The organism is Chelativorans sp. YIM 93263 (assembly GCF_028767125.1).
Classification (GTDB): domain Bacteria; phylum Pseudomonadota; class Alphaproteobacteria; order Rhizobiales; family Rhizobiaceae; genus Chelativorans.
On sequence record NZ_JAKCWP010000012.1, the window covers coordinates 73,590 to 86,682 of the forward strand.

10 protein-coding genes are annotated in these 13,093 nt (G+C 60.8%); 3 read left to right on the forward strand and 7 right to left on the reverse strand.

The annotated features are described in order from the left end of the window. Positions 1-25 precede the first annotated feature (25 nt). The 7 genes from LY631_RS19350 to LY631_RS19380 form a co-directional block, all read right to left on the reverse strand. Positions 26-1,084, reverse strand: coding sequence for an efflux RND transporter periplasmic adaptor subunit (locus tag LY631_RS19350; RefSeq protein ID WP_274427237.1), 1,059 nt, complete (start codon positions 1,082-1,084; stop codon positions 26-28). Between the two features lie 10 nt (positions 1,085-1,094). After that, positions 1,095-1,679: a TetR/AcrR family transcriptional regulator gene (locus LY631_RS19355; RefSeq protein WP_274427238.1), complete on the reverse strand. Its 585-nt coding sequence runs from the start codon at positions 1,677-1,679 to the stop codon at positions 1,095-1,097. 546 nt (positions 1,680-2,225) lie between these two features. Continuing rightward, positions 2,226-3,227, reverse strand: coding sequence for an NAD(P)H-quinone oxidoreductase (locus tag LY631_RS19360; RefSeq protein ID WP_274427239.1), 1,002 nt, complete (start codon positions 3,225-3,227; stop codon positions 2,226-2,228). A gap of 23 nt (positions 3,228-3,250) precedes the next feature. Further along, positions 3,251-3,985: a GntR family transcriptional regulator gene (locus LY631_RS19365; protein WP_274427240.1), complete on the reverse strand. Its 735-nt coding sequence runs from the start codon at positions 3,983-3,985 to the stop codon at positions 3,251-3,253. A gap of 121 nt (positions 3,986-4,106) precedes the next feature. Beyond that, the gene (sucD, locus tag LY631_RS19370) at positions 4,107-5,021 is read right to left on the reverse strand and encodes a succinate--CoA ligase subunit alpha (RefSeq protein ID WP_274427241.1); all 915 of its coding nucleotides are present in this window, start codon (positions 5,019-5,021) and stop codon (positions 4,107-4,109) included. Beyond that, a complete protein-coding gene (sucC, locus tag LY631_RS19375; protein ID WP_274427242.1) occupies positions 5,021-6,220 on the reverse strand; it encodes an ADP-forming succinate--CoA ligase subunit beta in 1,200 nt (399 codons plus the stop codon). The genes sucD and sucC overlap by 1 nt, the downstream gene beginning before the upstream one ends. A gap of 112 nt (positions 6,221-6,332) precedes the next feature. Continuing rightward, positions 6,333-8,459 (reverse strand): acetate--CoA ligase family protein, encoded by a 2,127-nt coding sequence (locus LY631_RS19380; RefSeq protein ID WP_274427243.1) that lies wholly within the window; start codon positions 8,457-8,459, stop codon positions 6,333-6,335. A 314-nt stretch (positions 8,460-8,773) separates the two neighbouring features. Here LY631_RS19380 and LY631_RS19385 point away from each other — a divergent pair, with 314 nt between their 5' ends. From LY631_RS19385 to LY631_RS19395, 3 genes are all read left to right on the forward strand, one after another. Continuing rightward, the gene (locus tag LY631_RS19385) at positions 8,774-10,180 is read left to right on the forward strand and encodes an Nramp family divalent metal transporter (protein WP_274427244.1); all 1,407 of its coding nucleotides are present in this window, start codon (positions 8,774-8,776) and stop codon (positions 10,178-10,180) included. Between the two features lie 510 nt (positions 10,181-10,690). Then, the gene (locus LY631_RS19390; protein WP_274427245.1) at positions 10,691-11,707 is read left to right on the forward strand and encodes a 2-dehydropantoate 2-reductase; all 1,017 of its coding nucleotides are present in this window, start codon (positions 10,691-10,693) and stop codon (positions 11,705-11,707) included. A gap of 106 nt (positions 11,708-11,813) precedes the next feature. Beyond that, positions 11,814-13,055, forward strand: a complete 1,242-nt coding sequence (locus LY631_RS19395) for a Re/Si-specific NAD(P)(+) transhydrogenase subunit alpha (protein WP_274427246.1) — start codon at positions 11,814-11,816, stop codon at positions 13,053-13,055. The last annotated feature ends 38 nt before the right edge of the window (positions 13,056-13,093 follow it).

Genomic DNA, 13,093 nt, shown 5'->3' on the forward strand with positions numbered 1-13,093 from the left:
TGAAAGGTTTAAACGATACCGGCGGTCAGAAAGCGTCCATCGGACGCACGATCATGCCTTCGCGCAGAAGCTGTCCGCCGGCGGCCACAATTTTGTCGCCGAGATTGAGGCCCGAAAGCACCGGCACCCGGTCGCTGGAGAGCATGCCGATTTCGACGTTGCGCAGGCTGACGGCACCGGTCTCGTCATCATAGACCCAGACCCGGAACCCGCCATCGGCACTGGTGTCGACTGCCCCGATCGGCACCGAATAGGCCTCCTCAGGTCGCGGCGCCACGCGTTTGACAGCGACGGAGACGGTCATGCCGGGCAATAGATTAATGTCAGCAGGCGGCGCCATGCCGAAAGTCACCTCATAGGTCTGAGCGACACTGTCGGCCTCGGTATTGTGCTCGCGATATTCGAGCGGATAGCGCTTGTCCGTCCCCGGGATCGCCGCCTCGGCTTGGATAAGTTCGGGGTCGCCGGCCAACCGGAGGACGTCTTCCGGCACGGAGATCTTGACCCGGAATTCACTGATATTTTGGATACGCAGGACCTGCTGGCCGGGCTGCACGTTCGTATAAGCGTCGGTCAGGCGGCGGGTGATCAGCGCGTCGAAGGGGGCCTTGATTGTAGTGTCGGAAAGGTCGCGCTCGGCATTCTCGACCGCCACCTCCTTCAGATTATGGTCGGTTTTCGACTGGTCGAAAACGGCGCGCGAGATGGAACTCGTGGCGAGTAGCTTTTCCTTGCGCTCGAAATCGGACTTGGCCAGTTCGGCCGAGAGCTGTGCCTGGCGCAGGGCAAGTTCATAGTCAGCCGGGTCGAGGGCGGCAAGGAGAGCGCCCTTCTTGACCGTCGCGCCTTCGCTGACCGGCAGGTCGATCAACTCGCCGCCGACGCGGAAAGATACGTCGACCGTGCTGACGGGTGCCAGCCGGCCGACGAAATTGCGCGTGCCCACAGCCGTGGACTGCGAGACCGGCTCGATCGCCACGGTCTGGACCTGGGGTTCCGCGGCTTTGTTGGCCTCGCTTTCCGAGCAAGCAGCAAGAAGAAGGGCAGTCAGCGCGAGCGCGCCGGAGCGATAGAATACGGACATGGAACCTATCCTATTTACAGGCGGTTGCAGCGAGTTCGTCGAGTTTCTGGAGAAGTTCGGCCCGTTTTTCGGGCGGGAAGATGCCGATATCCATTAGCGCATGGTACATGAGACCGTCGGCTGCGGCCCATAAGAGAGCGGCCATGTCGCGATCCGCGCACTCCTCCCGAACCTGCTCCCACCGCCTCGCGAGTTCAGCATGTAGGGGGGCAAGCATGTCCGGGTCTTCCGCCGCTACGGCCAGGATGGCCCTGCTGAGCGCCGGATCGAGACACTCCTTGTTCGCCGTTGTTTTGATGATGGCCCTCAGCGTGGGGTGGGGGCCGCCGGCAAACTCCTCGCGATAGGCATCGAGTTGCGGCATTTTGTTCTGCAGCATCCGATTGAGCATGCCCTTGAGCAGGCATTCTTTGTTGGGGAAATTGTAGAGCACGCCGCCCTTGCTGAAGCCCGCTTCGCGTGCCACGCCGTCGATTGTCAGATTACCGGCACCGTCGCGCTCCACGATGCGCTGGGCGGCATCGAGGATCTCGTCGCGGGACTTCGAGGCGCGTCGGTCTGCCCGCGCCGTCATGTTGGTCGTTTCGTTCGTCACTGCCGTGTGCCCTTCTGCAGCACCTGCTTGCATAGCGTTTGGATGGCGGTCCTATTCGTGTCGCGCCTCCAAGTGAAAGAATCGGGAATGCGGAACCGTGCCCGCATTCCCGAACGGCGACGCCTTGGGAGGTCGTTGCATCGCTCTGTAGCTTAACCGTCCAGACGGTACATATACCGTCCATATGGTACAGTCAATGCCTTTTCCGGCTCCCGTCGCGACCTGGTGCGCGCCGGATATCTGCAGAATCTCGGATTGGGGGGCGGTAAGGAGGAAGGTCGGCAAGAGAGCATTTTCCCGACGATCGCAGCGCTTGAGGCATGGGCGTAGCGCAGCCATCAAGTCGTCCGCACCGGTCCGGCTTGTGTGAATGTGCGCTCTGGCACCGACGCCGCACGTCCTCCGCCGTGAACGGCAGCGGTACACTGGCCACACGCGCCTTTGGCGCGGCGTAATGGCTGCTCGGGCCGAGTCTGCGGCGTTGTTAGACGACCTTGGTAACAGTAACGGCGGCTCCGCGAGCGAAGACCACCGCAACACTCACCATCAATCGAGCGTCAGGACAATCTTCCCGATATGCGCATTGCTCTCCATGAGCGCATGCGCCTGAGCGACATCGGCAAGCGGATAGCTTTTGTGGATCAAGGGCCGGCATTTTCCTTCGGCAAGTAGCGGCCAGACCTTTTCCTCCAGTTGCATCGCAATCTGAGCCTTGGCCTCGACCGGTTGGGCACGCAAGGTCGATCCGGTATGCGTGAGCCGCTTGAGCATCAGGCGCATATAATCCACCTCGACACGTGAACCCTGCAGGAAGGCAATGTTGACGATGCGGCCATCGACTGCCGCAGCCTGATAGTTCTTTGCGATATAGGGACCGCCTACCATATCGAGAATGACATCGGCGCCGCGGTTTCCCGTCACGTCCTTGACGACGGCGACCCAGTCTTCCTCGCGATAGTTGATGGCCTTGTCGGCGCCCAGTCGCCGGCAAGCCTCGCATTTCTCGTCCGAGCCGGCGGTGACGATAACCGTGGCGCCGAGTGCCTTGCCCAGCATGATCGCTGTCGTGCCGATCCCCGAACCGCCGCCGTGGACAAGCAATGTCTCGCCGGACTTGAGGGCGCCGCGCTCGAAAACGTTGTGCCACACCGTGAAGAAGGTTTCGGGAATGGCCGCTGCTTCCTTCAGCGACAGCCCGGAGGGAACCGGCAGCGCGTTCGATCCATCAACCAGCGCATATTCGGCGTAGCCGCCGCCTGGTGCCAGGGCGCAGACGAGGTCGCCGGGCTGCCAGCGCGAAACGGCGCTACCCACCGCCTGCACTGTACCAGCCACTTCCAACCCGGGGATCTCCGATGCCCCTTTCGGGGGCGGATAGAGCCCGGCGCGCTGCAGAAGGTCAGGCCTGTTCACGCCGGCCGCCGCCACGCGAACCAGGATCTCGGTGGGGCCGGGCGAGGGGACGGGCACGGTTTCCAGATGCAGAACCTCCGGCCCGCCGGCTTCGCTGATGGAGACGGCCAACATGGTTTTCGGAAGCACGGTCAAGACACTCTCCTATGGCACGGTCTTTAGTCGAAAATGCCTTCGCTGTGCCTCTCGACATAACCGGCAAGGCCGAGCGTATGATCGCGGCAGAGTTGTTCGGCCAGCTCGGTCTCGCGCTTTTCAAGAGCGTCGATAATAGCCAGGTGATCCTTGATCGACTGGCTTGCCCGGTCGTCTCGGCCGATGGTGATCTTGCGAATGCCGCGCACATGCAGCACAATATTCTCGGTCATCTGCTTCAATGTCTGCGAGCCGGTCATCTGAATCAGCGTCTGGTGGAAGCGCAGATTGGCCTCCGAATAATCGCTCAGGTGATCGCCCGGTGTATGGCCTTCATGGAACTCCTCGAAAATCTCGCGCAGCTGGTCTATTTCCTTGCGGCTCGCGTTGAGCGAAATGAGGCGGGCGGCCATGCCTTCGAGCGCTGCCCAGACCTGGATCATTTCGATGATCTCGCGCTTGGTTTTGCGCAGGACGATGATGCCGCGGCGCGGGATCGATTTGACGAAACCCTGCTGCTCCAGCATGGCAATCGCCTCGCGAATCGGTGTCCGGCTGACATTGAGACGTTCGGCAAGCAGGCGCTCGTCGAGCCAAGTATTATCCTGCGTGCTATATATGTCCATGTCGGCGATGGCGCGCTTGAGCGTCACATAGACTCTCGCCTTGATATTCGGCTCTACCGAGACGGGCTCGAGGACAAGTTCCGGAGTGCTCTCTCCAGCTATCGGCCAGCGCGACTGGCTTCTCGTGCTCACATCAGTCTCCTGCTATTTATTTTGGAACCTATAATACCATAGACTTCAATGGAGCGCTTTCTCAACGGATGCAAGGGTCGCCTGCTGGTCATCCCGCCTTCCAGTCGGTGCAAGGTAGCTTCTATGCGACTTCCAGAGGGCTACTTTCCGGCTGCCCACCGAGCAGTTCCAGAAGCGTATCGCCAAGCTGGGCCGGAGTTGGCGCGATGCGGATGCCAGCCATCCGCATGGCCTCGATCTTGTCTTCCGCGCCCCCCTTGCCGCCAGCGATAATCGCACCGGCATGGCCCATGCGCCTTCCTGGAGGCGCGGTGCGGCCGGCAATAAAGCCGATTGTCGGTTTGCTCCTGCCATGTCTCCGCTCGTCCAGCAGGAAGGCCGCGGCTTCCTCCTCTGCCTGGCCGCCGATCTCGCCGATCATGACGATCGATTCGGTTTGCGGATCGGCCAGGAACATTTCAAGGACGTCGACGAATTCGGTGCCCTTTATTGGATCGCCGCCTATACCCACGGCCGTGGTCTGGCCAAGGCTCTTGCGCGACGTCTGAAAGACGGCCTCATAGGTGAGCGTGCCGGAGCGTGAGACGATACCGACGGACCCCTTTCGAAAGATGGAACCCGGCATGATCCCGATCTTGCATTCACCGGCGGTAATCACACCCGGGCAGTTGGGACCGATCAGGCGCGAGTGGGATGCGTCAAGCGCCCGTTTGACCCGCTGCATGTCGAGCACGGGGATCCCCTCGGTAATGCAGACGATTAGCGGGATTTCCGCGTCAATCGCCTCGCAAATAGCATCAGCCGCGCCGAAGGGCGGCACATAAATCACCGTGGCGTCGGCGTCGGTCGCCGCGCGTGCTTCCTTCACGGTATCGAAAACGGGCAACCCGAGATGCGTTGCGCCGCCCTTGCCGGGCGAGACGCCGCCGACCATCTGCGTGCCGTATTCGATAGCCTGCTCGGAGTGGAAGGTGGCGGTTTTTCCTGTAAATCCCTGACAGAGCAGACGGGTGTCCTTGTTCACCAGAATCGACATCAGTTTCCTCCCTTGGCCGCAGCAACGATTTTTCGCGCGGCATCGTCAAGATCGTCGGCGGCAATCACGTTCAGCCCCGACTCCTCGATTATCTTTTTGCCTTCGAGGACATTCGTGCCTTCGAGCCGCACCACCAGCGGAACCTCGAGGCCCACTTCCCTGACAGCGCTTACCACGCCCTCGGCGATCACATCGCATCGCATGATGCCGCCGAAGATATTGATCAGAATGCCTTTTACATTCGAGTCGCTGGTGATGATCTTGAAGGCTGCCGCCACCTTCTCCGCTGTAGCGCCGCCACCGACGTCGAGAAAATTCGCCGGCTCGCCGCCATGATGCTTGATGATATCCATTGTTGCCATGGCAAGGCCGGCGCCGTTGACCATGCAGCCGATATCGCCATCGAGCGCGATATAGGAAAGATCGTAGCGGGAGGCGGCGAGTTCCTTGGCATCCTCCTCTGTCTCGTCGCGCAGGTTGGCGAGTTCAGGCCGCCGCTCCAATGCATTGGAATCGAAGCCGACCTTCGCATCGAGGCAGACAAGCCGCCCCTCATTGGTCAACACCAGAGGGTTGATCTCCAGCATCTCCATGTCGGTGGCGGTGAAGGCCGCGTAAAGCTGCTGGGCCAAAATACCCGCCTGCTTTGCGAGATCGCCCTGAAGTCCGAGCGCCTTCGCAACCAGACGGCCGTGATAAGGCATGAAGCCGGTGGCCGGATCGACAGTCAGTGTAATCACTTTTTCCGGCGTGTCGGCGGCAACGGTCTCGATGTCCATGCCGCCCTCGGTGGAGACGACGAACGCAACGCGGCTCGTGGAACGGTCAATCAGGAGCGAGATGTAAAATTCACTTTCGATCCGTGAGCCGTTCTCCACGTAGAGGCGATTGACCTCCTTGCCGTCCGGTCCCGTCTGCACGGTGACTAGTGTGTTGCCCAGCATTTCTACGGCATGCGCGCGTACTTCGGCGGTTGTTTCGGCAAGTCGCACGCCGCCTTTGGCGTCAGCGCCGAGCTCCTTGAACTTGCCCTTGCCGCGCCCGCCTGCGTGAATTTGCGATTTAACAACGAAAACCGGACCTTCGAGCCCGGCGGCCACTCCCACCGCCTCCTCGGCGTCCATTGCCGGCGCGCCATTGGGCACCGGGACGCCGAAGCTCTTCAGCACGGACTTCGCCTGATACTCATGAATATGCATCGAGATGTTACCTCTCCATAACACCGGAAGAGTCCGGAGGCCGGGTTCTGGCCCAGTTGTGGCCTGGCCCGGGAGATCGCCCGGGAACTGGCCGGAACCCGGCTTGGGATGATCACAGAAGGCCTGCGCCGCGCGCCCATTTGTATTTGGCGCCCAGGACCTCGACCGGCAGTTCGGTCGAATAGGCGTAGGCCGGGATACCGTGCTGGTAGAGATACTCCGCAGCTTCCTCCACCTCGACATCGCCGGCCAGGGATGCGACCATCGGCTTTTCAATGCCCTTCGCCGCCATCTCCTCCTTTACTTCGACCATCAGCTTGGCAAAGACCATGGGTGGGGTGACGATGGTATGCCAGTAGCCCAGGATCAGCGCATGAATGCGGTCGTCCTCGAGACCGAGCTTGACCGTGTTCTTATACGTCTGGGGCGGCTCGCCACCGGTGATGTCGACCGGATTTCCAGCCGCGCCGAAAGGCGGGATGAACTTGCGGAAAGCCGCGTCAAGGTCGTCCGGCATCGACATCAGGTCCAGCCCGTTATCGACGCAGGCATCCGACAGGAGCACGCCGGAACCGCCCGCCCCGGTGATGATGACGACGTTTTCGCCCTTCGGCGTCGGCAGAACGGGAACGCCACGGGCGAATTCCAGAAGCTGACGAAGGGACCGGGCACGGATGACGCCGCACTGCTTGAAGACATCCTCGTAGATCTTGTCGTCGCCGGCGAGCGCACCGGTGTGAGAGGATGCGGCCTTGGCGCCGGCGGAGGTGCGGCCCGCCTTGAGCACGACCACGGGCTTGGTCTTCGAGACGCGCTTTGCGACTTCCGCGAAGGCGCGCCCGTCCTTCAAATCCTCGCAATGCTGGGCGATGATTTTCGTATTGTCGTCCTGCTCGAAGAAGGCAAGCAGGTCGTCCTCGTCAATATCCGACTTGTTGCCGAGGCCGACAATGGCCGACACGCCCATCTGGGCCGAGCGGGAGAAGCCGATAATGGCCATGCCGATCCCGCCAGACTGAGAGGAGAGGGCGGCAGAGCCCTTCACGTCATAGGCGGTGCAGAAGGTGGCGCAGAGGTTCTCCGGCGTATAATAGAAGCCGTAGATGTTCGGCCCCATCATTCGGATGTTGTACTTGCGGCCGATTTTGACGATCTCATCCTGCAGTTCCGGGGCGCCGGCTTCCGCGAAGCCGGAGGGGATGAGAACCGCACCCGGGATGCCCTTCTCGCCGCAGTCGGTTAGCGCATTGGCAACCAGCTTGGCGGGGATAGCAAATATCGCGGTATCGATCTCACCCGGCACGTCCTTGACGCTGCGATAGACTTTGTGGCCCAGAATTTCCTCGGCTTTGGGGTGGATCGGGTAGATCTGTCCCTTGTAACCTCCGTTGATGAGGTTCTTCATGACCGAGTTGCCGATCTTGCCGTCCTCGGCAGAGGCGCCGATCACTGCCACGGCCTTGGGTCGCATGATGCGGTTCATCGCCTCAACGATCTCGTCCTGGCTCGGGCGATGACGGGGCTCGGGCTGATCGTAATCGACTACAATGCGCACGTCAGCGGCTATCGCGCCGTCTTCGGTGGCAAAGACCGGGTTGAGGTCGAGTTCGGAAATCTCCGGATAGTCGTTTACGAGTTCGGAAACGCGGACGATCATGTCGGCAAGCGCCTCACGATTGACCGGGTCACCTCCGCGAACGCCCTTAAGCATCTCGGCAGCCTGAATGCTGTCGAGCATGGATAGCGCCTCGCTCTTTGTCACCGGCGCGAGGCGGAAGGTGACGTCCTTCAGGACTTCCACGAGAATGCCGCCGAGTCCGAAGGCGACCAGCTTGCCAAAGCTGCCGTCGGTGACGGCGCCGATGATGACCTCTTGGCCACCGGTGAGCATTTGCTGCACCTGAACGCCGTCTATCTTGGCATCGGACTTGTAGGAGCGGGCGTTGGCGACGATCTTGTCGTAGTTTTCCCGCGCCTCTTCGGCGGAGTTGACTCCCACGACGACCCCGCCGGCTTCCGTCTTGTGCAGGATATCGGGGGAGACGATCTTCATCACCACCGGAAAGCCGATGTCGGAGGCGAGCTTCGCTGCTTCATCGGCATTTGCGGCCAGCCCTTCCTTGGGAACAGTGATCCCGTAGGCATCGCACAGCATCTTGCCTTCGGGAGCCGTGAGCGCTTGGCGGCCCTCTGTTCGCACCGTTTCCAGAACGTTACGGACGACGGTTTTGTCGAGCATGATCCTCCTCCTCCTTGGGTGGGCGCCTACGTCTCCTCTGACGCGGCGGAATTGGCATAAGCCTGCAGGGCCGACAGCCCGAAGCCGCCATTGTGCAGAACTCTGGTATTTTGTATTCCACAAGCGGGAGCTGTCAACCGGAAACTTGCTTGCAAGAATTGGCTGATGAAGGGTGCTACTTAGCCGAATACGAAAAAACGCGTTGCCTGACCGTCACGATTAGAATACATTATACCAAGATCGTGGGCAGCGAAGGAGCCATTCAGCATAGGAATAAGCATTTTACTGGAGGAGTAGGAGGAGGATTTCATCACATGAGCGACACGACATCATCATCGGATGCAAATGTATTTCCGAGAGACACCAGCGGCGTCGAAAGTACGGTGCTTCCTGGCAAGGACCGCGTCATAAATCTTGAGGCTCCGGGCACGGGGGCGAGAGATACCTGGAAAGCAATGGGCCCCGGCATTGCTGCCGCCATGACCGGCATCGGCGCCAGCCATCTCATGCACGCGCCCACGGCGGGCGCACAATACGGCTACGCCTTGCTGTGGATTATTCCCGTGGCGTATCTGTTGAAGTATTGCGCCTTTGAATTCGCCCACCGCTACACACTTGTCCGCGGCGAAAGCATCATGGAGGCTTACGAGCGTTTCGGCAAATGGCCGCTATGGTATCTGGGCTTCCAGTCCCTGGCGAACACGTTCGGCATTGCCGGCAGGGCACTGGGGTGCGCAGCATTGCTCTGGGCGGCGTTCCCGTTTCTTCCGCTGCAGGTATGGGCGGTCCTGATCCTGGTCACCTGCGTGGGCATTCTATGGGCGGGCAAGTACGCCGCCCTCGAAAGCGCTGTGAAACTGGCAATCATCGTCTTCGCGCTTGCCTCTCTCACCGCCTTCGTCCTGCAGGCGCCGAACCCGACCGAGTATATGACGCGTCTGTTACCGACCCTTCCACCGATTGGTGCGGCGCTCCTCTTCGGCGCCATGTTCGGCTATTTCCCCACCACGGTCGAAGTCGCGCCCATGCAATCGAACTGGGCCGTCGACAAGAAAAGCGGAATGGTGAGGGTCCGAGAGCTGGAGCGGCAGGGCTATAAGGTCAACATGGCTCCGAGCTACATGCGCAACTACATGAAGCTTTTCAAGCGCGACATGAACATCAGCTATGTCATCTCAATGGTGACTGGCATGGCGTTCCTGATCGTCGGCGCCGTGGTCCTCAATCCGATCGGGCTGGTGCCGGAAAGCCGCGAAATGGGCCTGACCATCGCCCGCATCTACACGGATACGTTCGGAGCTTGGATCTTTCCGGTGATCATCGCCGGTGGCGTTGCGGCATTGTTCTCGACCGTCTTCACCTATTTCGACGGGCAGGCGCGCATCTTCGAGGAATGCTGCGTTCGGCTGCGGCGGAGATGGGATGATCCGCAGACGCGCCAGCTCATCTACCGCGGGTTCCAGATCCTATGGATCGTGGCTGGAACGGCGATTATCTTCGGCCTGCCGCGGCCAATCTTCGTCGTACAGGTCGCGTCTGTGCTTGCGCTCTTGTTCTCGCCGCTTCTGTTCTGGATGAACATCAAAGCCATCAAGGACAATTTCTCCGGGCCGGATCTGGAGTTCATGCCGTCCAAGTTCATGTTCGCTTGGGCCTGGGCCGGTATGATCGGCCTGGCCGTAATCAGCTTGTATGTTCTCTATCTGCAGTTCCTTACCTGACTGTACTGATCACGCGACTCGAAACCAGAAAGGGCCCACGGGGCCCTTTTTTTGACAAGGGCAGCACTCAAGTTCCGCGTGCTGCTCATATGAAGCCGCTCGCTCCTCGACATCCGTCTCGATAATTATCGATTGCGTGCTCTCAGCTCAGGGTGATTCCCGCATTGTCGACAACGGGCCTGTGCTCTTCATATTGCCTCCCACATCGAGCGATAGGCGGGCGGCAGATAGAATCTCGTTCAGTTCATGCTGGCGCACATAAGCGCGCCGAGGACCAAACAGCACTTCCTCGATGAAGCTGCATAAGCCGCTCCGAGGGCGTGCGTTTCGCTGCCCAGAGGGGGCTTAAAGATCCAGCTTTCTTGTACCGCACGACGAGAGGCGCGAGATACAATCCGGTGCTCCGGCTGAACCTTTTCTTGACTCGGCACGAGATTGGAATTATGTATACCAGAAATACCAACATGGTTGCGATGCCCGGCGCCCCCATGACTGGCCGAGGAGGAAATCATGAAAATCTGCATTTTTGGCGCGGGCGCGATCGGCGGCTATATGGCGGTGATGCTAAAGCGCGGCGGCGCCGACGTCTCGCTAATCGCACGCGGCCCGCATCTCAAGGCTATTCAGGAGAACGGCCTCAAGCTGCTGCTCGACGGTGAGGAAATCGTCGAACGCATGCCGGCAAGCAGAACCCCGAGCGACATGGGCCCGCAGGACTATGTCATCGTTGCGCTAAAGGCACACCAAGCATGGGAATCCGCCGCCGACATGGCTCCGCTGCTCCATGAAGGCACTTCCGTAGTGACAGCGCAGAACGGTCTGCCCTGGTGGTACTTCTATGGTCTCGGTTCGGCGTTCTCGGATATGCGGTTACAGAGCGTAGATCCGGGCAACCGGCAATGGAACCTGATCGGTCCGCAGCGCGCCATTGGGGCGACCGTCTATCCGGCCACCGAGATCGTCGAGCCGGGCGTCATCAAGCATATCTACGGCAACCAATTCGGCCTCGGCGAGCCCGATCGCAGCGAGAGCGCGCGCGTCGCGGCGTTGGCTTCGGTGCTGGAGGCGGGCGGCTTGAAGCCGCGGTTCTACGAAGACATCCGTAACGACATCTGGATCAAATTGTGGGGCAATCTTTGCTTCAATCCGATTTCGGCGCTGACTGGCGCAACATTGGATGTGGTGGCCACGGACCCGGGCACACGGGTTCTCGCCCGCAACATGATGATCGAGGCGCAGCGCATCGCCGAACATTTCGGCGCCTCGTTCCGCGTCGATGTGGAGCGTCGTATCAACGGCGCCGCCGGTGTTGGCGCGCATCGAACGTCGATGCTGCAGGATGTCACCATTGGGCGCCCCATCGAACTTGATGCCCTTCTGTCCTCAGTTCAGGAGATGGGGCGTCTTGGCGGTTTTGAGACGCCATTCATCGATAGTGTCTTGGCGCTCGCCCAACAGATGGGGCGTGTGAAGGGGCTCTACCCGACTTTTCCGGAAGCCGAATCGGGGCAGCGGCTGGCTTCGTAACGGTCGCACCGTCCCAGCGCAGGGAAACCATAACCTTGCGAGGCTGCTCCACGTTCGTTCGGCGAACGGCCCGGGCCAGATCCCGAGCATACACAGGGCTGCAATCATGATCAGTGCATTCGTTCCAACTGAAATCCTGAGCGGCGAACCGCGCGTGGCCGCTTCGCCGGAAACGGTGAAGCGGTTGGTTGGGCTAGGATTGGACGTGGCAGTGGAGACGGGAGCGGGGTTAGCCTCTCGTATCACCGATGCTGAGTTCGAGAGGGCGGGGGCTTCTATCGGCAAGGCTTCCGATGCCGCCAAAGCCGATGTGGTGCTGAAGGTGCGGCGGCCGAGCGAGGCGGAGCTCGAGACCTACAAGAAGGGCGCGCTGATTATCGCGACGATGGATCCCTATGACAACAAGGCGGCCGTGGCGGCCATGGGCAAGGCCGGCGTCACGGCGTTTGCCATGGAGTTCATGCCGCGCATCACGCGCGCGCAGTCGATGGACGTGCTTTCGTCGCAGGCCAATCTGGCCGGCTATCAGGCTGTTATCGACGCAGCCGCCGAATATGACCGCGCACTGCCGATGATGATGACGGCGGCCGGCACCGTTCCGGCAGCCAAGGTCTTCGTCATGGGCGCGGGTGTGGCCGGCCTGCAGGCAATCGCCACTGCCAGACGGCTCGGTGCGGTGGTGACGGCGACCGACGTGCGGCCGGCCGCCAAGGAGCAGGTCGCCTCGCTGGGCGCGAAGTTCATAGCCGTGGAGGACGAAGAGTTTAAGGCGGCCGAGACAGCGGGCGGCTACGCCAAGGAGATGTCAAAGGAATACCAGGCCAAGCAGGCCGCATTGATAGCCGAGCACATCGCCAAGCAGGATATCGTAATCACTACGGCGCTGATCCCAGGCAGCCCGGCGCCGCGTCTGATCTCGGCAGAGATGGTCGCCTCAATGAAGCCCGGCTCCGTCATCGTCGACCTCGCCGTCGAACGCGGCGGCAATGTCGAAGGCGCGGTGGCTGGCGAGGTGGTGACGACGAACAGTGGTGTGAAAATCCTTGGCCATCTTAACATGCCGGGACGTGTGGCGGCTTCGTCCTCGCTGCTTTATGCCAAGAACCTTTACGCCTTCCTTGAGACGATCGTTGATAAGGAGGCCAAGGCCTTAGCCATCGATCCGGAGGATGAGTTGGTTAAAGCTACCATGCTGACCCATGAGGGCAGGGTGGTGCATCCGGCTTTCGCCGCGGAGGAGGTGGATCGTGAAGTCTCCCCGGCCGCCAGGGGAACGGAGCCTGGCCTCGACGTGGCGCCGGAGCTAGCGCGCAAGGCGGCGAAGGCTACTTCCGAGGGAGACGCATGATGGAACCCACCGCTCTTGAACAGGCGCTTGAGCAGCTT